At 40.3% G+C, this 20169-nt stretch carries 31 protein-coding genes and 1 tRNA gene; 27 read left to right on the top strand and 5 right to left on the bottom strand.

All coding sequences use genetic code 11. The features are described from left to right. Positions 1 to 15: 15 nt before the first annotated feature. The 4 genes from SOS22_RS01555 (at position 16) to SOS22_RS01540 (ending at position 3457) form a co-directional block, all read left to right on the top strand. Positions 16 to 339 carry a cyclic-di-AMP receptor gene (locus tag SOS22_RS01555; protein WP_320324974.1) on the top strand — a complete coding sequence of 108 codons (324 nt, stop codon included), beginning with the start codon at positions 16 to 18 and terminating at the stop codon, positions 337 to 339. Between the two features lie 66 nt (positions 340 to 405). Next, the gene (gene purD / locus SOS22_RS01550) at positions 406 to 1641 is read left to right on the top strand and encodes a phosphoribosylamine--glycine ligase (RefSeq protein ID WP_320324973.1); all 1236 of its coding nucleotides are present in this window, start codon (positions 406 to 408) and stop codon (positions 1639 to 1641) included. Then, positions 1641 to 3305: a formate--tetrahydrofolate ligase gene (locus SOS22_RS01545; protein WP_320324972.1), complete on the top strand. Its 1665-nt coding sequence runs from the start codon at positions 1641 to 1643 to the stop codon at positions 3303 to 3305. Before purD ends, SOS22_RS01545 begins: the two co-directional genes overlap by 1 nt. A 66-nt stretch (positions 3306 to 3371) precedes the next feature. Then, a tRNA-Leu gene (locus SOS22_RS01540) sits at positions 3372 to 3457 on the top strand. Between the two features lie 72 nt (positions 3458 to 3529). On the opposite strand, the gene SOS22_RS01535 is transcribed toward SOS22_RS01540, so the two are convergent. The 5 genes from SOS22_RS01535 to SOS22_RS01515 form a co-directional block, all read right to left on the bottom strand. After that, entirely contained in the window at positions 3530 to 4606 is a 1077-nt protein-coding gene (locus tag SOS22_RS01535) for a site-specific integrase (RefSeq protein WP_320596128.1), read from the bottom strand. Between the two features lie 137 nt (positions 4607 to 4743). Further along, the gene (locus tag SOS22_RS01530; RefSeq protein ID WP_320596127.1) at positions 4744 to 5727 is read right to left on the bottom strand and encodes an Abi family protein; all 984 of its coding nucleotides are present in this window, start codon (positions 5725 to 5727) and stop codon (positions 4744 to 4746) included. A 103-nt stretch (positions 5728 to 5830) separates the two neighbouring features. Continuing rightward, on the bottom strand, positions 5831 to 6235 hold the full coding sequence (locus tag SOS22_RS01525; RefSeq protein WP_320596126.1) for a hypothetical protein: 405 nt from the start codon (positions 6233 to 6235) through the stop codon (positions 5831 to 5833). A gap of 79 nt (positions 6236 to 6314) precedes the next feature. Next, on the bottom strand, positions 6315 to 6809 hold the full coding sequence (locus SOS22_RS01520) for a hypothetical protein (protein ID WP_320596125.1): 495 nt from the start codon (positions 6807 to 6809) through the stop codon (positions 6315 to 6317). A 79-nt stretch (positions 6810 to 6888) separates the two neighbouring features. Continuing rightward, entirely contained in the window at positions 6889 to 7107 is a 219-nt protein-coding gene (locus SOS22_RS01515; RefSeq protein WP_320596124.1) for a helix-turn-helix domain-containing protein, read from the bottom strand. Positions 7108 to 7259: 152 nt separating this feature from the next. Between SOS22_RS01515 and SOS22_RS01510 the strand changes: the two genes are divergently transcribed. From SOS22_RS01510 to SOS22_RS01400, 23 genes are all read left to right on the top strand, one after another. Beyond that, positions 7260 to 7451 (top strand): helix-turn-helix transcriptional regulator, encoded by a 192-nt coding sequence (locus tag SOS22_RS01510; protein WP_320596123.1) that lies wholly within the window; start codon positions 7260 to 7262, stop codon positions 7449 to 7451. A gap of 70 nt (positions 7452 to 7521) precedes the next feature. Then, complete coding sequence (locus SOS22_RS01505; protein ID WP_320596122.1) at positions 7522 to 7689, top strand: hypothetical protein; 168 nt, start codon at positions 7522 to 7524, stop codon at positions 7687 to 7689. A gap of 16 nt (positions 7690 to 7705) precedes the next feature. Then, entirely contained in the window at positions 7706 to 7882 is a 177-nt protein-coding gene (locus SOS22_RS01500; RefSeq protein WP_320596121.1) for a hypothetical protein, read from the top strand. A gap of 100 nt (positions 7883 to 7982) precedes the next feature. Next, positions 7983 to 8231 (top strand): hypothetical protein, encoded by a 249-nt coding sequence (locus tag SOS22_RS01495; RefSeq protein WP_320596120.1) that lies wholly within the window; start codon positions 7983 to 7985, stop codon positions 8229 to 8231. Between the two features lie 240 nt (positions 8232 to 8471). Next, positions 8472 to 9413: a lambda-exonuclease family protein gene (locus SOS22_RS01490; RefSeq protein ID WP_320596119.1), complete on the top strand. Its 942-nt coding sequence runs from the start codon at positions 8472 to 8474 to the stop codon at positions 9411 to 9413. Further along, positions 9410 to 10225, top strand: coding sequence for a recombinase RecT (locus SOS22_RS01485; protein WP_320596118.1), 816 nt, complete (start codon positions 9410 to 9412; stop codon positions 10223 to 10225). The genes SOS22_RS01490 and SOS22_RS01485 overlap by 4 nt, the downstream gene beginning before the upstream one ends. After that, positions 10225 to 10632 carry a RusA family crossover junction endodeoxyribonuclease gene (locus SOS22_RS01480; protein ID WP_320596117.1) on the top strand — a complete coding sequence of 136 codons (408 nt, stop codon included), beginning with the start codon at positions 10225 to 10227 and terminating at the stop codon, positions 10630 to 10632. Before SOS22_RS01485 ends, SOS22_RS01480 begins: the two co-directional genes overlap by 1 nt. Before the next feature lies 1 nt (position 10633). After that, on the top strand, positions 10634 to 11392 hold the full coding sequence (locus SOS22_RS01475) for a conserved phage C-terminal domain-containing protein (protein WP_320596116.1): 759 nt from the start codon (positions 10634 to 10636) through the stop codon (positions 11390 to 11392). Further along, positions 11389 to 11931 carry a replicative helicase loader/inhibitor gene (locus tag SOS22_RS01470; protein ID WP_320596115.1) on the top strand — a complete coding sequence of 181 codons (543 nt, stop codon included), beginning with the start codon at positions 11389 to 11391 and terminating at the stop codon, positions 11929 to 11931. The genes SOS22_RS01475 and SOS22_RS01470 overlap by 4 nt, the downstream gene beginning before the upstream one ends. A gap of 183 nt (positions 11932 to 12114) precedes the next feature. Further along, complete coding sequence (locus SOS22_RS01465; protein ID WP_320596114.1) at positions 12115 to 12399, top strand: hypothetical protein; 285 nt, start codon at positions 12115 to 12117, stop codon at positions 12397 to 12399. Then, on the top strand, positions 12383 to 12601 hold the full coding sequence (locus tag SOS22_RS01460; protein ID WP_320596113.1) for a hypothetical protein: 219 nt from the start codon (positions 12383 to 12385) through the stop codon (positions 12599 to 12601). The genes SOS22_RS01465 and SOS22_RS01460 overlap by 17 nt, the downstream gene beginning before the upstream one ends. Beyond that, positions 12598 to 13029, top strand: a complete 432-nt coding sequence (gene ssb, locus SOS22_RS01455) for a single-stranded DNA-binding protein (protein WP_320596112.1) — start codon at positions 12598 to 12600, stop codon at positions 13027 to 13029. Before SOS22_RS01460 ends, ssb begins: the two co-directional genes overlap by 4 nt. Before the next feature lie 11 nt (positions 13030 to 13040). Next, positions 13041 to 13397 carry a DUF551 domain-containing protein gene (locus SOS22_RS01450; RefSeq protein WP_320596111.1) on the top strand — a complete coding sequence of 119 codons (357 nt, stop codon included), beginning with the start codon at positions 13041 to 13043 and terminating at the stop codon, positions 13395 to 13397. A 12-nt stretch (positions 13398 to 13409) separates the two neighbouring features. Beyond that, entirely contained in the window at positions 13410 to 13574 is a 165-nt protein-coding gene (locus tag SOS22_RS01445) for a hypothetical protein (RefSeq protein WP_320596110.1), read from the top strand. A 200-nt stretch (positions 13575 to 13774) separates the two neighbouring features. After that, positions 13775 to 14299 carry a hypothetical protein gene (locus tag SOS22_RS01440; protein WP_320596109.1) on the top strand — a complete coding sequence of 175 codons (525 nt, stop codon included), beginning with the start codon at positions 13775 to 13777 and terminating at the stop codon, positions 14297 to 14299. Continuing rightward, positions 14296 to 14499: a hypothetical protein gene (locus tag SOS22_RS01435; protein ID WP_320596108.1), complete on the top strand. Its 204-nt coding sequence runs from the start codon at positions 14296 to 14298 to the stop codon at positions 14497 to 14499. The genes SOS22_RS01440 and SOS22_RS01435 overlap by 4 nt, the downstream gene beginning before the upstream one ends. 1 nt (position 14500) lies before the next feature. Next, positions 14501 to 14926 (top strand): DUF1492 domain-containing protein, encoded by a 426-nt coding sequence (locus tag SOS22_RS01430; RefSeq protein ID WP_320596107.1) that lies wholly within the window; start codon positions 14501 to 14503, stop codon positions 14924 to 14926. Between the two features lie 147 nt (positions 14927 to 15073). Further along, complete coding sequence (locus SOS22_RS01425; RefSeq protein WP_320596106.1) at positions 15074 to 15235, top strand: hypothetical protein; 162 nt, start codon at positions 15074 to 15076, stop codon at positions 15233 to 15235. An 80-nt stretch (positions 15236 to 15315) separates the two neighbouring features. Beyond that, entirely contained in the window at positions 15316 to 15753 is a 438-nt protein-coding gene (locus tag SOS22_RS01420) for a terminase small subunit (protein WP_320326177.1), read from the top strand. Then, positions 15728 to 16972 carry a PBSX family phage terminase large subunit gene (locus SOS22_RS01415; protein ID WP_320596105.1) on the top strand — a complete coding sequence of 415 codons (1245 nt, stop codon included), beginning with the start codon at positions 15728 to 15730 and terminating at the stop codon, positions 16970 to 16972. Before SOS22_RS01420 ends, SOS22_RS01415 begins: the two co-directional genes overlap by 26 nt. After that, the gene (locus SOS22_RS01410) at positions 16972 to 18354 is read left to right on the top strand and encodes a phage portal protein (protein WP_128520917.1); all 1383 of its coding nucleotides are present in this window, start codon (positions 16972 to 16974) and stop codon (positions 18352 to 18354) included. Before SOS22_RS01415 ends, SOS22_RS01410 begins: the two co-directional genes overlap by 1 nt. Further along, positions 18329 to 19930 carry a minor capsid protein gene (locus SOS22_RS01405; protein ID WP_320596104.1) on the top strand — a complete coding sequence of 534 codons (1602 nt, stop codon included), beginning with the start codon at positions 18329 to 18331 and terminating at the stop codon, positions 19928 to 19930. The genes SOS22_RS01410 and SOS22_RS01405 overlap by 26 nt, the downstream gene beginning before the upstream one ends. Further along, positions 19917 to 20078, top strand: coding sequence for a hypothetical protein (locus SOS22_RS01400; protein ID WP_320596103.1), 162 nt, complete (start codon positions 19917 to 19919; stop codon positions 20076 to 20078). The genes SOS22_RS01405 and SOS22_RS01400 overlap by 14 nt, the downstream gene beginning before the upstream one ends. The last annotated feature ends 91 nt before the right edge of the window (positions 20079 to 20169 follow it).

The raw sequence follows: 20169 nt of genomic DNA, 5'->3' as shown, positions 1-20169 counted from the left end.
TAGGAGGAAGTACGTATGAAACTCATTTTAGCCATTGTTTCCAATGATGATAGTAGTATGTTGATTCGCGGTTTGAATAAAGAATCTTATCAAGTCACCAAGTTGGCAACAACCGGAGGATTCTTACGTGCTGGCAATACCACTTTATTGATTGGTTGTGAAGCTGAAAAAGTACAACGCGCTATTGAGATCATTGGGAAGTATTCTTCACAAAGAGAAGAGCTGGTTCCCAATACAGCAGGTTATGATATGGGCGCATTTTCAACCTATCCCGTAAAAGTGACCGTTGGCGGCGCGACCGTTTTCGTCTTGGATGTCGAACAATTTTTAAAACTTTAAAAATAGAGCTTTTTGGCTCTATTTTTTTGGTACAATAAAACCGATGAGGAAAAGAAGGAGTAGACTATGAAAATATTAGTTGTTGGAAAAGGCGGTCGGGAACATGCATTAGCATTGGCTTGTTCCAAATCACCACTTTGTACAGAATTATATGCGGCCCCTGGAAATCCAGGCATGGCTCAATTTGCGCATTGTGTAGATATCCGTGATAGTGATATTGATGGATTGGTGGCTTTTGCGAAAGAAAAGCACATGGATTTGACGGTTGTTGGTCCAGAAGCAACATTGGCATTGGGAATCGTTGATGCGTTCCAAGATGCGGGACTTCGGATTTTTGGCCCTACGAAAGCAGCTACACAAGTCGAATCGAGTAAAGATTTTGCGAAGAAGATCATGGCTAAGTATGATATTCCAACAGCTGCGTATCAAACATTTGATCAAGAAGAAGAGGCTTGGGCTTATGTACAAGCCAAAGGCGCTCCCATTGTCATTAAGGAAGATGGTTTGAAAGCCGGAAAAGGGGTTACTGTATGTCAAACCATAGATCAAGCCAAAGAAGCATTGGATGTTGCCTTTGCGATTGAAGGCAATCGCGTTGTTATTGAAGAATGTTTGGTAGGTTTTGAATTTTCATTGATTTCATTGGTTCATAACGATAAAGTATATCCTTTAGAAGTAGCCCAAGATCATAAACCCGTTGGGGATGGTGATGTTGGTGCCAATACCGGTGGTATGGGTTCCTATAGTCCCGTAAAAAAGATCACGCCGGCTTTAAAGGAAGAAGCCTTAGAAAAAATTATTTATCCAATGGCAAACGCAATGGTCAAAGAAGGCGTACCATTTACGGGATTCCTATATGGTGGCTTGATGGAAACCAAAGATGGCGTGAAAACAATTGAATTTAATGCACGTTTTGGTGATCCCGAAGCCGAAGTGATTCTACCTCGCTTAGAAAGCGATTTCGTTCAAGCGATGTTAGATGTCATGGATGATAAACCTGTGGATCTAAAATGGACAAAACAAGTGAGTCATGGTGTGGTCATGGCAAGTACCAATTATCCACAAAGTTCTACCAAGGGAGCTGTGATTGAAATTCCGGATGATCTAAATGGTTATGTTTATCATATGGGAACCAAGATGCAAGATGGAAATTTGGTGACCGATGGTGGTCGAGTTTTGATGGTTACGAACATGGCTGATACACTAGAAGAAGCATTTGAAAAAACATACCAAGATGTAGAACGTATTCAATGTACTGATTTATTTTATCGTCATGATATTGGAAAGAAGGATATGGACTAATGACAGATTTAGAGATTGCTCAAGCAACACCAATGGAACCGATTCAAAAAGTAGCTGCAAAAATTGGCATTCCCGAAGATGCTTTGGAGTATTATGGGAAATATAAAGCAAAATTATCGTTTGATTATTTGAAATCGATACAAGATCGACCACATGGAAAGTTGATCTTAGTGACAGCTATCAATCCAACCAAAGCAGGTGAAGGAAAGAGTACCACAACGGTGGGTTTAGGTGATGCTTTGAATCGCTTAGGCAAGAAAACGATGATGGCTTTGCGTGAACCAAGTTTAGGGCCTGTTTTTGGCTTAAAAGGAGGAGCAACGGGTGGTGGCTATGCCCAAGTCGTACCGATGGAAGATATCAACTTACACTTTACCGGGGATATGCATGCGATCACAACGACGAATAACTTAGTTTGTGCTTGTTTAGATAATTCGATCCATCAAGGCAATCCATTACATATAGATCCAACGAAAGTCACATTTAAACGGTGTTTAGATATGAATGATCGTACCCTTCGTGATATTACCATTGGGCAAGGTTCAAAAGCCAATGGAGTGGAGCGGAAAGATGGATTTAACATCACGGTGGCATCGGAAGTCATGGCTGCTCTTTGTTTGGCTGATGACTTGATGGATCTAAAAGAGCGTTTTGCTCGTATGCAAGTAGCCTATACATATGATGGCGATCCTGTTTATGTTCGTGATCTAGGAATTCAAGGTGCCATGGCGATGGTCATGAAAGATGCCGTATTGCCAAATGTTGTACAAACACTGGAACATAATCCAGTATTGATCCATGGTGGTCCATTTGCGAATATTGCCCATGGATGCAATTCGGTCATTGCGACAAAAGCTTGTTTGGAATTGGCCGATTATACCGTAACGGAAGCTGGTTTTGGTGCCGATCTAGGTGCTGAAAAATTCTTGGATATCAAGTGTCGATTAGCCAACTTACAACCAAATGCCGTAGTCATCGTGGCAACGATTCGTGCATTGAAGCAACATGGTGGCGTTGCCTTTGAAGATTTGAAAGAAGAAAATGTGGATGCGATGTTAGCGGGTTGTGGCAACTTAGCAAAACATATCGATACGATCCAAAAATTTGGTTTACCTTATATTGTTGCAATCAATCAATTTGAATCCGATTCACAAAAAGAAATTGAAGCATTGGAAAATTGGTGTAAAGAAAATGGTCATCCAATGTCTTTGTCCCAAGTATGGGCAAAAGGTGGTGAAGGAGCATTGGATCTTGCACAACAAGTGATCGATCTTTGTGATCAACCAAATACTTACGCGCCATTGTATGATGTCCATGCTTCGATCGAAGATAAGATCAATACCATTGCCCAAAAAGTATATGGGGCAGATGGAGTCGATTTTACGGATGAAGCCAAAGCACAAATCGAAACATTCAATCGATTGGGTTGGAATGAATTACCGATTTGTATGGCCAAAACCCAAATGTCATTGACCGATGATGGCAAGATCATGGGTCGTCCGACTGGATTTAGAATCACGGTTCGTGAATTACGTCCTAGTTTAGGAGCTGGTTTCATCGTAGCATTGACGGGTAAAGTATTGACGATGCCAGGTTTACCAAAACATCCGAGTGCATTGGATATGGATATTGACGAAAACGGCAAAATCGTTGGTTTATTCTAAGGAAAGAGGACATATGAAAAAACATATGTCCTTTTTTTTGAAGTTCATGATATAATAAAGCCACTTGCAGAAGTGGCGGAACGGCAGACGCGCTGTCTTCAGGCGGCAGTAAGAGCAATCTTGTGAGGGTTCAAATCCCTTCTTCTGCACCATATGCCATAAAAGCCCTTATCTAAAGGGCTTTTTATTTTTTATATCTCATTTATATCTCATTTATGTTTCATTTATCCATTTTCTATAGCATCCAGTATCTCATCTTCCTGGCGATCGAGCAGATGTCCATATCTGTCCATGGTGATGCTGATCGAGCTGTGCCCGAGACGCTTGGATATCTTGTACATGTTGACGCCTTTGTCAATCAGATACGATGCATGCGAGTGCCGGAAGTCATGGATGCGGATATAAGGGAGTCCGCTCTTTTCGATGGCTTCTTTTTTTACGCGGTCGATACTGGTCAGTGATAACGGCTTGTATCCGCCGAAAAGGAACCAATCTGAGCTGTATCCGGGCATGCCCTTATATTTATCTATCTGTTCATTCAGTAGCTCTATCGTGGCTTTATCCAATGCCACGGTACGCTTGGATGTTGGACTTTTGAGGACCGTAAATTCACTGTGTGAACTTCGCTTCAACTGTCTCCAAATATTGACACGCTTTCCGTCATAGTCATTGAAGGTAAGGCTCATGGCCTCGTTCTTTCTAAGGCCTGTCCAGAACAGCAGATGGAAGAATATCATATATTCACGTTTGGCCTCCGGGATCGCATCACAGAACGTTTTGAATTGGTCAGGTGTATAAATGGTCATCTCATGAAGTCGTTCCTTGTCAGTCATCTTAAACGAAGGGATAGACTTCATTGGATTGCGAGGCAAATCGTAGAAATTGCAAGCATGTTCAAATACTCCCTTGAAGTAGATGTATATCTTGTTCTTGCGAGCGGTTGAAAGTCGTTGGATATCATCTGACTCAAATATCTGTTTGATCATGGCCGGCTTGATTCGGTCCACTTTAACATCCAGCAACGGTTTAAGGTATGTGTACAGTATGAATTCCTTGTCCTCGATCGTTTCGGGCTTGTTATTAGATTTATGTAGTTCTATGTAGTCTTTAATAACGTTTTTTAGTTTGGCACTGGATGAAGATTTGGCATCCTCGATGAACTGAGCCTCCGCTCTTGTAGCCTCTTTCTTCGTATCAAACCACTTCGAATTTTTTTGTTTGCGCTTTCCAGTATGGTCCGTATAGTAACATCTATACGACCACTGTTTTTTACCATTATGCATACGGGTCGCAATTGACATAGTACTCATTCCTTTCTATTTTCAAAAATATCTGTTAAAATGAGCACATAAAAAGATGGAAAGGCCATATCTCCTTATTCTTTTTATGCGAAGCCCTCTATGACGAGTCCCAGTCGCCAGTGGGGGCTTTTTTATTTTTATTCGAAATTTATTATTGAGTCTAATTTTGATATAAAATCATTTGGCAAAGATAATATTCCAAAAATATTTTGTCCGGTAGAGAAAGTAACGTTTGACATCATTGAGAATGCCAGCCTAATTTCTGAGAAAAATATTTGTTTTGTATTTTTATCTAAAATCGAACAGATAGTTAATATAACTGCAAAGATATCATTTTTACCTATTCCATTTACATAATCGGCATTTGTGATATTTCCGCCGGATAACAACAAAACTTGTTTCTTCGGCAGTTCTTCTTTAATAGAATTGTTAAATGTTCTATTTCCATGAGCGATATTATTGCGGTATTTTCTTAAAATTTTAATACCCTTGTTAAAAAATTCTTTTTTTTCTTCAATTGTTAACTTGTCGGATTTGATCATGTGTTCGCAAACATAGGTTTTATCATCGGCTAACAATATATTATATAGTTCAATAGTTACGCCTAAAGATATACCATTAACCAATATCCAGCATGGTATATGATTGTGATTATTTTTATAGTGTACAATACTTTGATTTTTACTTTTCAATACATCGTGTTTGATTTTTTTGATTGTATTATTAGTAGACCATGTATTTTTGAAATGCTGCTTTGATAAATAATCATCAGGAGCATAATTTATCGGAGTATGAAGATCTGTTGTAACACCATACTTTTCGGAGATGCGATATGAAATATGGGTTTTCAATTCTTTTTCTACTCTGATTATGTATTTAAAGAAAATGTTATTTAAATATCTGTCCAAAAAAGATAAAAAATAAAAATCATAAATTACAACAGGGACAATAAACTTATCATTATCCATCGGGAATAAATCTTTATATCCGTTGATAAAACTATAATATGAAAATGTAGATAAGAATTCGATAGCTTGCTCATCATCTGGAATGATTACATTTCGCGATTTCAATATCTGAATCTGTTCATCATAGGTTTTAAACGGTTTATCGGGCTTCATATAAAGCAAAAACCTCCTTTCCAATGAAAAGGAGGTTCTTACTAGTCCCATCGAATGTGACCATTTCAGTTCCTTTTCATTATAATATGCTAATTAGAACAATTCAATATTTTTTGACATAATCGCCCACATGTATTTGTTTATCTTTTTCATTATTTTCTAATGGTTCTATTTCATTTTTATCAACGTTTAAACTTTCTTTCACTGTATATTCGCTTGTCGTAAAAGCATTGCTCAATGATGCATATGAAGATGTTCTTTTTGTTGTGATTTTTTCACAAATTGAATAATTGGCTGCAGTTTGAGTCACATCTAAAGTATCTTTTATATTTTCATATAGACCGAGTGAGTTGCCTTCCAGATCTTTGATTTCGTCAAGCACGGTATATATTTGAACTTTATCTCCAATTGTAAGATAGTCCTCACCAACATCAATAATGAGTGCCTTATCACTAATTATTCGTACAACACTGCCTAGATAATTATCTCCCTTTTTGTTATTTTCCATCTTATATCTTTCCTTTCTAATTATTTCTCTCATATTCCACATCGCTTTGAAATGCCCTAATGTCAGTGAGGGCGCTTTTTTATTTTCTTTTGATCATGTTAATCAATGATTCCTTTTTTCTTTTATAGCGTTCTTCCGCCGGGCTCATAGCAATTGAATCATTACATATGTCAATTGCTTTTTGTATATCGCCACGGCGTTGATAAAGCAAGATCAATTTATATGATCCTTCACAATAAGTCATTGGATCCACATTGTATTTTTTATCTATATTTTGTATTTGAATAAATAACTGTATGCTATATTTACAGCAGTCTTCTATTTTATTTGAAACTTTCCCGTTCCAATCTTTTGTGTGATAGCATACCTTCCACATTTTCTTTATTTTCTCAATCATGGAAATATATTTCTGTATAACAGGTTGCAATTCATTTTCGTATAGAATAAATGGATTTTCTTTCACCTTTATTCCCTTTAATTGTTGCCATTCATCAAAATCTAAATGGTGCCTTTTATACGTGCTGAGCCATTCATCATAATATTTGGAATCGTATTCGACCTCTTTTTGTAGCATTTCGAGCACCTGCCTCCCTCACGTCATAATTTATAATAATTTCATTTGTGACATTGATGATGTCAGAATAATAAATATATTAGTAAGTGTCGATCAGATGCACAAGATCATCGACAGAGCACCCGTAGATTCTGCAAAGTTTCTTTGCGTCTCCGAAATATATATTTTTCTTACCATTCTCTATTTCGGATAGCCATACTTTGCTACGGCCAAAGTGCTTTACAGTTTCTTCGAGTGTCATATTAGATCTTTTTCGCATTTCTTTCAGGGCCATGCCCTGCTTTTCCAATTCTGTCATAATATGCCTCCTTATATGTAGAATATCATATATGTTAGCTAAAAGATAACAATAATCTTCAAAATAGAAACAAATGTATTGACAAAGATTAGCTATCAGCTTACTATAAAGATACAAGTTAGCCTTCGGCTAATTTCGAAAGGAGAATTGCTATGGACAAGTTTACTATCAAACAAATTCGTGTAGGACTTAACATGACTCAAAAAGAAATGGGGGACTTTCTTCACATTTCCGAAGTTGCATATCGCAATAAGGAAAAAGGATATACCCCGTTTCTTTTTACTGAGGTAATAAAAATATGCGAGCTTGCAAAGCTAGATGTTTCTAAAGTAAAAGAAAATTAATATTTTTTTGCAAATAAAGTAAGCTAATAGCTTACTCGATGGAAGAGAGGGGAGCATGGATTATGAATTCATGAGGCGCATTACTGATGCGCAGATTCAAAAAGAAATCGATGCCCGTATGGCTAAGGATGCCATCCGGGAAAAGAAGCACCAAGAAAAATGCGACAGACGTGATGCATTCATACTGATCACGGCATTCATAGTATGTGTGCTTGTGGTTGGCCTTTTAGGCGGATAGAAAGGAGGTGATCGGAATGGTAGAGAATGAACAAGCGATACGTAATGCGATTCTAAATGCGATCACAATGGGCGAGGATAAACAAGCGATATGTGATGCTCTTTTAGTAGCGCTAAAAAAGACACGACACCTACACGATCTTGTCGAACTTAAGTATACCAAGCTGGATGATGATGAAATCGTAGTAGCCTAATTCGAAAACGGCCATAAGAAAAAGATCAATGTCACTCTCGATAGCGGCATAGCCATGATCGCAGATATAGCAACCAAGATTCTATAGAAAGGAGGTAATTATGTGCACGGCAAAAGAACGTTTGGCACTGCTTGAACAGCCATATTTGACCGGTGCCGAGTTTTCAAAAGTATTGAACCGCTCGCCATCAGTAGTCAACCGTGAGATCAAGAATGTAAAGGATAACCTTTTCTACGTAGATGGATGGGGATATCTGACTGATGACTTGATAAAGGTATTTCGTCTTAAGCCGTTTGTGGCACGACTTAAGAAAGAGCTGCAAGACACAAAAAAAGCAGCTGATGCTTAGATCAGCCACATCTAAAAATTACTAAATAAAGTATAGCACAAAATCCATGGGCATGACGGACTGGGTAGACACTTTTTACAGTTTTCGGTTTTGGTTGCATGATTGAAATCTTAGTGTGAGGCCTCCTTACTACTCTTTTATGCATGATTTTCATTTTTTACTCACACTAGCATCGTTGATGGTTGATTCATACCGTCTGCCTGGCCCGTCATGTCCATGGATAAACTAAGGAGGCAAAAATTGAAACCTTATATCAAACAAAAGCTTCCTTCCAGTCATGAAGAATGGCTGAAAGGACGGATGAAAGGGATAGGCGGAAGTGATGCCGGCGCTATCCTTGGATTCAACCCGTACAAGTCACCATATTATCTGTGGTGCGAAAAGACAGGACGAATCAAATCTAAGGAGGACAATGAGTCCATGCGGCAAGGACGTGATCTAGAGGATTACGTCGCACGCAGATGGATGGAAGCGACTGGAAAGAAGGTCCATAAGAGCGGCTTCTCTTACCAGTCAAAGGAGCATCCATACATGCTTGCCAACGTTGACCGTCTTGTCGTTGGTGAGAATGCCGGATTGGAGTGCAAGACGGCCAATGCATTGACTAGAACACGATATGACAAGGGCGACATACCGGCGTCATATTATGCCCAATGCATGCACTATATGGCCGTCACAGGCATGGACAAGTGGTATATCGCCATTATTGTCCTTGGCAAAGCATTCTATTTTTTCGAGGTCGAAAGAAATGAAGAAGAAATAGAAGCATTGATCCGTGAAGAGCATAGATTCTGGAACTATGTCAAGACGGATCAGGAACCACCAGTAGACGGGACCGATTCGACCAGTGAAGCACTCAACCAGGTATTTCATCCATCTGATGATGCCGGAAGTGTGATCATAAGTGATGATCTTACATCAATGCTCCTCGAGCTAAAGTCCAAGCAGAAAGAGCTTCAGACGATACAAAAGGAGTATGAAAATCAAATAAAAGACGTGATGGGAGATGCTGTATATGCATATTCCAATCATGCAAGCATCACCTGGAAGGAATCTGTATCGAAAAGATTCGACACGACCAGATTCAAAAAAGAAAATCCAGATATTTATGAAAAATATTTAAAGGAATCAAAGACAAGACGATTCCTTATCAAAGAAATAGAGGAGGAGGAAGAAGAATGACAACCACAACAAATCAACAAGGAATGATCGCTAAAACAGCAAATAAGAGCGTTCCAAAGAAAACAAACCGAACCATGAAGGACTACATCACAATGTATCAGGGTGAGATTGCCAAAGCCCTGCCATCCGTGATGACACCGGAACGATTCGTTAGGATTGCTACAACCGCCGTTACGAACACACCGAAGCTAGCGAACTGTACACCGCAGTCATTTATCGGTGCATTGCTTAATGCGGCACAGTTAGGGCTTGAGCCTAACACACCATTGGGACAGGCATATCTGATCCCTTACAAGAATCAGTGCCAGTTCCAGATTGGATATCTAGGCATGGTCGAGCTTGCACAGAGAGCCGGTACCAATGTCGATGCCCATGTCGTCTATGCCAATGACGAATTCGATTATTCACTTGGTCTGCATCCGGATATCAAGCATGTTCCAGCCATGAAGGACCGCGGAGAAGCCATCGCATACTATGCCGTATGGCGCAATGGCGAAAACTTCGGCTTCGAGGTAATGAGCCGTGAAGACGTAGAGAAACATGCATGCAAGTACTCGAAGACCTTTAATGATGGTCCTTGGAAGACCGAGTTTGACGAGATGGCAAAGAAAACAGTGCTTAAACGGGCACTGAAATATGCGCCGAAGAAGACAGACCTTGCTAGAGCCGTCATGCAGGATGAATCAATCAAACAGTTTGATCCAAAGTCGGACAATAACATGTCCGATGCAAAAAATGACTTCTTTGACGTCGAATATGAAGAATCGTATGTCGATGAACATACGGATCCGGATACCGGAGAAGTCAAATAATGGCGGTCCTTTTTTCCGTGCCCGGTGAGCCTGGGCACAAAGGAAGGCCAAGATTTACACGGTATGGGCATACCTATACCGATAAGAAGACGGTTGAGTTTGAGAACCTGGTGCGTGTTGCATTCACACAGCACGTGCCAGGCCATCAGCCTTATGAAGGACCGTGTCGTGTACATATCGATGCGTACTTCAGTATCCCCAAAAGCGCATCAAAAAAGCGCAAAAAGCTGATGATTGATAAACAGGTCAGACCTACAAAAAAGCCCGACTGCGACAACATCGAGAAAGCGATACTGGATGCACTGAACCATATCGCTTACGACGATGATAAGCAAATAGTCGAAACATCGGTATGCAAATACTATTCCGATGTGCCTAGAACGATAGTGATGATCGAGGAGATTTAACATGGACGATGAGAACTACATTGTTGTAAAAGAATCAATGGTAACCGAGCTGAAATTAAAAGGCAGTGAACTTTTGGCGTACGCATTGATTTATGGATTTAGTCAGGACGGCAATAGTTGGTTCCAAGGTTCTCAATCATATATCGCTAAGTGGTGTTGTGTATCACAAAGGCAGATCATTAAAACATTAAAAAAATTAGAAGAAAAAGGATGTATCGAGAAAAAAGAAACAATTTGGAAAAATGGATCTAAGCATTGCTATTACAGAGCTATCCGAACAAAGTTCACAGAGCCCAGTGAACAAAGTTCACATAGCTCACTGAACAAAGTTCACATAGCTCACCGAACAAAGTTCACAGAGCCCAGTGAACAAAGTTCACATAATAATATAGATATAAACAATAGTAAAGATAATATAGTCATAAAAAATAGTGATTATAAAGAGATATATAGAGAAATCATCGATTTCCTAAATCTCAAATGCGGAACGCATTACACTACACGATCAAAAAAGACTCAATCGCTTATTCATGCAAGATTGAGTGAAGGATTTACAGTAGAGGATTTTCAAACAGTGATCACAAAAAAAAGCGCAGACTGGCTTGGAGATGAACGAATGAGGAAATATCTAAGACCGGAAACACTGTTTGGTACTAAGTTTGAAAGCTATTTGAATCAGCCGTATAACCGCAATCAAGATAAATCATTCTATGAAAGACTTAGTGAGATAACAAACAGAATGGAAAAAGGACAATTATGACATTAAATGAAGTATCAAAAATAATATCTTACATAAAAGCAATATATCCTAACGCCTATAAAGATATGACGGATACAGATATGGCACTGGTTGCAAAAGTCTGGAAACGACACTTTGACGGATACAGTATGCAAGAAGTTTTATGTGCCGTAGATACATATGTATCCAGTGATGTCTCTGGATACCAACCGAATATCGGAAAAATTAAAAATATAATAAGCAATAATCGGCATATCAATGATACGGATCCAGAAGATGCATGGGCACATGTTGTCCAGAATCTGCAAGGGTCCATCCAGAACCCTAACAGACAATTCAAGAAGCTGACTAAAAAAGAACAGCAAGCTTTAGGCACACCACTGGCATTGTCAATGTTAGGAAGAGCGGATAGCAAAGAACTTGAATTTCAAAAGCAGAACTTTATCAAACGCTATAAAGAAGTCCAAAAAGAAGATATCGAGTATGAAATGCTCCCATCTGAAACAAAGACATTGATAGAGAACATGTCAAATCGGCTATCAATGGATGATGATGAATGATTAAAAATCATGAAAGAGGTTAAAAATGTACGGAATAATCACAGATGCGGAGCTTGAACGTATCGAACAACAGCGTGAATCGATGGATTCACTGGACTGGAGAAGTCCAAATTACGAGCCTGAAGAGGGCGACAGATATGAAGATTGTGACGCAAATGAGACGGAAAGAGACGGAATGTGACGATGAAAACTAATCCAGCTGATGGGTTAAAAGATACGATGTGGCGATTCCTTATGACGGGCAACCAGAAAGGGAATCCGCAACTTTTAAAAGAATATGTTTATGACCTTATACAAATGGCAACACAAAAAACGGCCGGGCAGAGAGGCAATAAAAAGGATATTTCTTATAGAGAATTAGAAGCGCTTGAATGGTCGATAGTTATCGAAGCTACATGCCTTGTGCTGTCCGGACAGATAGATAAATTGATAGAAGACAAAGGAGAAAACAATGATCAAAACAGATAATTTGAATGAATACGTGATGCTTTCTGTGCTCAAAAACATTTGCAAAGTAGAATTCAACGCTAACGGTTGTTCGAAATGCAATATAAATGCGGCTTGTGAATGCGGCTGTGGAACAGAGGCGATTAAAAATTTGGATATCAAATATGAACCCGAACAGGAAGAACAGATTAATGAAAATGAAAATGCGGAGGAAAGATCATGATCAATCGAGTTGTATTAACGGGTCGCTTGACAATAGATCTGGAATTGCGTAGAACGCAAAACGGAACTTCGGTTGTATCGTTTACTTTGGCCGTAGATCGTAGTTTCAAGAAAGAAGGGCAACCGGAAGCCGATTTCATCAACTGTGTTGCATGGAACCGCCAGGCGGATACCATGGCACAATACTTGCATCGCGGATCATTGATCGGTGTGGATGGACGTCTGCAAACACGTAATTATGAAAATCAGCAAGGACAGCGCGTCTATATCACAGAAGTTTTTGTTGATAATTTTACGTTCCTGGAATCGCGTGCACAGTCACAGCCAACACCACCTAAGGAGTCACCGAACGCATCGAATGGGTACTACAGAACGGATACGAGCGATGTCGAAACTATCGGCATCGAAGGCGATGATCTGCCGTTCTAAAGGAGAAAACAATGAACGAAATCGTTGAAGAAGGAAGTTACAGAGACGCATTTGATACATTAATGAAAACCATTGACAAAGATGATATTGCTTTTGGAAATGGTCAATTCTGGGCAGTCCATAGGGTAAGACAAGCATGCACAATTGCAGATATAGGAAACTACATAGGTTTTGGCCAATGGATCAGTGTAAATGACCGATTGCCAAGAGTTGGAAAATATGTGATTGCTTATGGCGATAATGGTCCAAAAGGATGCTGTATGGCATTTCTTGGCTCAGATGATGAATTTATATGTGAGATAAATGGCTATTACGTAGAAGCGTATGGCATTACGCACTGGATGCCATTACCTGAAAGGCCGAGATAGTAGGAGACAAACATGTACACATACAAAGCAAAATCAATTTCAACAGGGAAGGAAGTGCAGGGAGAGCTTGCCTATGACGGGCTTAGTTGCTTCATCATAGAAAAATGGCCTTACGGCACATCGACCGTAAGGGTTGACCCCAATACGATCGAGAAGGTTGAAGATGCAGATTCTTAGAAGGTGGAATATGCAGATTCAGAAATTCGACCACATCGACTGTGCATGGTGCGGAAAGCGAAAAATAATATCAAGCTTGAAGCGTGATTGGACGTATAAGACGTCCAATCTGAAGCACGGTTACATCTATTTCTGCTCATATGGCTGTTACCGACAGTGGATGAAAAAGTACAGACAGCCGAACAAAGAGGAGGATTAATATGCCAAACAAAGGAGCCGTATTTACGGTCGATAGCAAGACAACAGCGGATATGATCAATGATTTTCTTGAAAAATATCCGGGGCTTAGGGCATACAACATATACCAGCATGCAGGTGTTTCCGGTGCTACATACTTTAAGATAATGGAAGGTAAACAAGCGACCAAAAAAGTTCTTGATAAGATCGTAAAGGCAATCAATGATCTTGATTCGCTTGGATCCATCGAGGAAATCCGTCAAGAACTTATGGTTAAGGGAAACCTGGAAATGAAAGAGAAAAAAGTCAAGCAGTCACAAAATAGAAATCCGGATGATAATCGCAAACTTCAGATGGAACTTGGCGGACTGTGCATCCAGTACGGTCTTGCCAAAGCGGACCTTATGCAGATGGATTCGATCCGGAAGTATGGAAAACAGGAAATTGTTGACTATATCATCGAGCACCACATGACACTGAAATCATGCAAAAAGGTGTATGAACAGTCCAAGGCGTTCGATGCGGTCAACTGGAGGAAATCGATGTGAAAGAGAAACTGTATGCCGTTTACGACGAACATGAAACCTGTATGTTTGTCGGCAGTCTGAAAGAGGTGGCCGAGTATCTTAACAGCAACGTGAATAACGTTTGTTCCCGGCTGGCACAATACAAGGCGAAGCACGGTATCGAGAACGAGGCCAAGATCAACTTTCACGGGTGGAAGACACTGGCCAGGATAGAGGTATAAGATGGATGCAAAAGAGTATTTGACACAGATAAGGAAGATCTCGATGCAGATCAACGAGAAATCCGAAGAAATTGCTAAGCTGAAGGCGCAAATCGAAGGCGGCTCGATTCCCTACGAAAAGGACGGTACGACATCCGGTCACACCGATACGGAACGCAACGCCCATATGATCATGCGGCTTACTGAATTGAAAGACGATATCAATCACCAGGTGGACATGCTGATCCTGGCGAAGCAGAGGGCTATGGCCCTTATCGATATGGTTCCGGATGCCAATCAGATGACGGTACTGTATGAGCGGTACATCCATCTGAGATCATGGGAGAAGATCAGTGAGAAACTGAACTACTCACTGCATTACATCTACCGGATCCACAACCTGGCACTGGACGAATTCAACAGGATTCTGAAAGAGGATACTAAATGATACCTAAGAGTGCGCTATAATGGTAATGTACAAAGTTCGACAGAAACGGTCATACTCAACTTTTTTGCCGATCTTTAACAAATAAGCACACGAGGCGGATGCATCAGGCATGCCGCCTTTTATCGTGCTTGAAAAGGTTGGAACTACATGGCAGGAAAAGAATTGACTTACAAAAAATATAATCTGGACATATATGACCCATTTGATGTTACCGGTCCGTATCAAATGCCAATCATACATCGTTGTGATACTGTTCCGGATATCCTTATCGGATTCAATGAAGCCATTTCAAGCAAATGCTACAATTAATAAATCTGGAAATAGCGAGCTAATAAACAGAGCTAAGAAATTAGGACTATGGTCTTTGTAAATTAGAGAGGGGTGATGGCATGAAGCTGACGGCAAAGCAAAAGCGATTCGTCCAGGAATATCTGATTGATCTAAACGCTACACAGGCTGCAATTCGTGCCGGATACTCTAAAAAAAGTGCGCATTCCATTGGCCCCGAAAACCTGGAAAAACCTGAAATCAAACAGGCCATTGAAGAAAAACTCAAACAGATTGACGAGGAGAAGACAGCCGATGCGAAAGAGATCCGCGAGTTCTGGACAAGAGTTATGCGAGGCGAAGAAAAAGATACCGTATTGCGATATGACAATGAAGGGCATCAGGTCGAAACAGAAATCAATGTATCCATGAAGGATCGGATCAGAGCATCTGAGTTGATGGGCAAGTCGTTTGCCATGTTCACGGATAAGATTGATTCCAATGTGGATATGGATTTGAATATTGAGGTTGAATATGAAGATAAAGATTCAAGCGAATAAGATATTCAAAGAGCCTGATCAGTCCAAATGTCGGTATGTCGTCATGAAAGGAAGCGCCGGATCAGGCAAGAGCGTAGACACGGCACAACATTATATCCTTCGATTGATGAAAGACAAAGGCAGAAACCTTTTGTGTGTGCGAAAAGTTGACGTGACAAATAGAGATAGCACTTTTGCGGAATTGCAAGGTGCTATTTTTCGTATGTTCGGCGATAAATGGGAAAGGTACTGGCGTATCAATCAAAGCAATATGATCATGGAATGTCGCAGCAATAACAATCAGATTATATTCCGTGGTATGAAGGACGATAATCAGCGTGAACGTCTAAAGTCAATCACATTCAAGCGAGGCAAGCTTACAGATGTGTGGATAGAAGAAGCAACCGAGCTGATGCAATCCGACTTTGAGATCATCGATGACCGTCTGCGTGGTGTGCTTCCGCCTGGACAGTTCTATCAGATACGCATGACGTTCAACCCGGTAAGTGCATCGCACTGGATCAAGGCACAGTTCTTTGACCGAAAGGATCCGGATGTGTTCACACACAGCTCGACGTATCGAGAGAATCGATTCATTGACGAAGGCTATTACCGACGCATGGAGCGACGTAAGGAAGTTGATCCGGAGGGATATCTCATCTATGGGCTTGGTGAATGGGGCGAAACAGGAGGATTGATTCTTCATAATTACGTTGTTGAGGACTTCAACATATCCCCGGAACGATTCGACTACATGGTCAATGCACAGGACTTTGGTTTCAACCATGCGGACTGTCTTCTTGAGGTCGGCTTCAAGGACGATGAAATCTATGTATGTCGTGAGATGTATGAGTTTGAAAAGGATACGGATGAATTGATATCGGAAGCCAATTCAAAAGGGTTCCGCAAAGATATCCGCATGTGGTGTGACTCGGCAGAACCGGACCGCATCAAGATGTGGAAGAAGGCCGGATATAAAGCAAGAGGCGTCAATAAAGAGCGCAACAGTGTACACGCTCAGATTGATTATCTGAAACAGCACAAGATACACATCCATCCGGATTGTGTAAACGTTTATAAAGAAATTCAACAATGGAAGTGGCAGAAAGACGCGAAGACAAACACGTATCTGGATGAGCCAGTTCCTTTTTTTGATGATGCGATGGCAGCACTTCGGTACTCGATTGAGACGATGCGAAAGCCACCGCTCAAATACAACAAACTAGGAGGTGGTTTGTAATGGCACAGAATGTTAGATCAGACATCAAACCGGATGAGCTGATATGCATCAACACAGATGAAGCCATGGACGTGACCAAGCTCGGCGAGCTGATTGCCAAGCATAAGGGATTGATCACGGACCGGTATACGAAGCTGAAAGATGCATACATGAATATCTACCCTAATTTAGGGTGGACCGAAAAAGAAAAGTGGAAACCGGATAACCGCGTGACTGTCAACTTTGCAAAATACCTGGTGGATACTTTCAACGGCTACTTCATCGGTATCCCGATCAAGGTCCAGTCTGATGACAAAAAAGTAACGGACTATCTGGACATGCTTGATAGTTACAACGATATCGAGGATAACAATGCAGAATTATCACGTATCTGCTCCATCTATGGCAAAGGCTATGAGCTCTACGCCAATGATGAGAGCGGAGATGTATCCATCGTATATCTTGATCCAACGGAAGGTTTCATGGTATATGACAATACGTATGAACAGCATCCGCTGTACTTCGTGACGTACTATCTTGACTCGAAAAAAGTCATGCATGGCGAGGTGCTTACACCGTCAGAGATATGGCCGTTCACGGACAAAGGCGGACTGCATTACATCGAAGACGAGTTCAGACCGCACAACTTTGCGGACATTCCGGCAACGGAATATTTAGAGAATGAGTCACGTATCGCGGTATTCGAGTCGGTGTACTCGCTTATCGTTGGATATAACAAGGCTCTGTCCGAGAAGCTCAACGATGTGGATGCATTCGCGGATGCCTACCTGAAGATATTAGGGCCTAAGCTTAATGACTCCATGCTTGCCAACATGCGTGACAAACGTGTCATCAGCTTCGAGGGCGATATGAGTGAAAACCCGGTCGATGTCGGCTTCCTGGAAAAGCCGAATGCGGACGGAACGCAGGAAAACGCTTTGAACCGGATGGAACGTCTGATCTACCAGGTGTCCATGATTGCCAATATCAATGACGAGAACTTCGGTAACAGTTCCGGAATCGCTATGGCGTACAAACTGCAGTCCATGTCTAACCTTGCCAAGACCAAGGAACGGAAGTTCACATCCGGTCTTAACCGAAGATACCGCATCATCTTCTCCAACCCGGTCAACTCGATGAACGAGAAAGACTGGATCGGATTGACTTACCACTATACACGCAATCTTCCGCAGAACATTCTGGAAGAAACACAGATTGCACAGAACTTGTCAGGCATCGTATCACAGCCGACACAGTTGTCAGTCTTGTCGATCGTTGATGATCCGCAAAAAGAAATCGAGCGAATCGAGGAAGAACAGGTGGAAAAAGCATACAGCATTGATGATCGTCTTTTTTCTTCTATAAACGGTGAACAAAATGGCGAAAACAAAGACAAGAGATGATGCGGAAAATTACTGGGTAAGACGTGAAGCAAAGGCTAGAGAGAAATCACAGTCAGATGATTCAGACAAATCAGATGTGGTTAAACGCATATTCGAGTATATGTTCCATAACGTAACGGAACAAATTAATGCATGGTACAGCAAATACGCATCAAAAGAAGGAATATCAATGTCTGAAGCCAAGAAACGAGCTGACAAGCTAGACATCAAAGCGTATGAAGAAAAGGCGAAAAAGTATGTAAAAGAAAAAGACTTCTCACAACAGGCAAATGATGAAATGAAGATATATAACCTGACGATGAAAGCAAATCGTCTTGAATTATTAAAGTCTGAAGTGGCGCTTGAGCTTGCCGCCGGAAATGATGAGTATGAAAAATACGTTGAAGACTGTTTGAAGGACAAAACCATTGATGAAATGGAAAGACAGGCCGGTATCCTGGGCAAAACTATCAAAAATAACGGAGATATGATCAAATCAATCGTAAATGCATCGTTTTATAATGCGACATTTTCTGAACGTATTTGGGCCAATCAAGACATGTTAAGGTCGGAATTAGAGGGATACATGATTAAGGCCATCATTCAAGGGAAAAGCACAACTAGTCTTATTTCTGATATGCGTAAAAGATTTGATGTTAGCTATTATGCAGCTGATCGTTTGCTGCGAACAGAAGAAAGACGCATACAAACCGATGTTGCCAAACGGTCATATGAAGAAAATGGATTCGGCCAATACAAATATGTCGTCATGAATACAAAAGCTTGCGATGAATGCAGAAAGCTTGACGGTAATATTTACGACACGAAAGATATGACTCCGGGCGTTAATGCGCCACCAATGCATCCGATTTGTCATTGTTCCACGGTTCCATATATTGATCGTAAATTATTCGATGAATATTTGGGTGATCCTGATTCAGGTGATATGACATTTGAGGAGTGGAAGAAGCAAAAGAACCAAGAAAAGGAAAGAATCAATATACCTGACACAGGGAAAAATGTTCCAGGGCATGTTAATTCTAGATTGATAAATACGAAAACTTATCACAACAAATTTGAAGGACTAACAAGTCATAAAGCTGTTAATGAATCGTTATATAACGAATCATTGCAAATATTATCAGATAATAATGATACTCAATATGAACACATTGTTGCGATAGATGCAAAAACAGGAGAAAGACTAGCTAAAAACACATCTGCAGCAGATAACAAAATGATATTACAAAGTGGTTTTTCGAAGGGGCAAAATAGTATGCTATCTAATGAGTCAACACCATTGTTTGAAGCCGTTCATAATCACCCAAACAATTCTATTCCATCAAGGGATGACATAATAAAACTATTTGAAAGGCCAAGACAAATTAGTTCTGTAATAATTTGCCATAATGGCGCTGTTTACAGGTTGGAAAAGCTGGAGAAATATGAAAAAGTTGACGACTTAGCAAATAAGATTTATTCTTTCAATAAGAAAAAATATATAGATTATAGTGAAGATAAGGCAGAATATGAATGTTCAATGTCTTTAATAAAATATTTGGTAAAGAAAGGAGTTATGGCCTATGAAAAGAGGTAAAAAAAAGGTTAAGGTTTATCTACCCGATTTGGCCGATGATAGTAAAATGCCAACTCCTGAACAGGTTGCAGCATTTCCTAATACAAAAGAATATGATACAAAAGTTAGAAAAGAACTTTTTAAAATGTTGAAAAAAGATGGGTTTTAATAAAGTGCGATAATTGGAATCGTGCTTTTTTAGTGCAAGAAATAGAGGATTAAGCATGAATAATGATTATAAACCTAGAAATGGGATAAGC

Origin of the sequence: Absicoccus sp. (assembly GCF_034090965.1) — a bacterium.
Taxonomy (GTDB): Bacteria; Bacillota_I; Bacilli_A; order Erysipelotrichales; family Erysipelotrichaceae; genus Absicoccus; species Absicoccus intestinalis.
The sequence above is the reverse complement of the archived record's forward strand: the minus strand, read 5'-3'. Positions and strand labels throughout refer to the sequence as shown.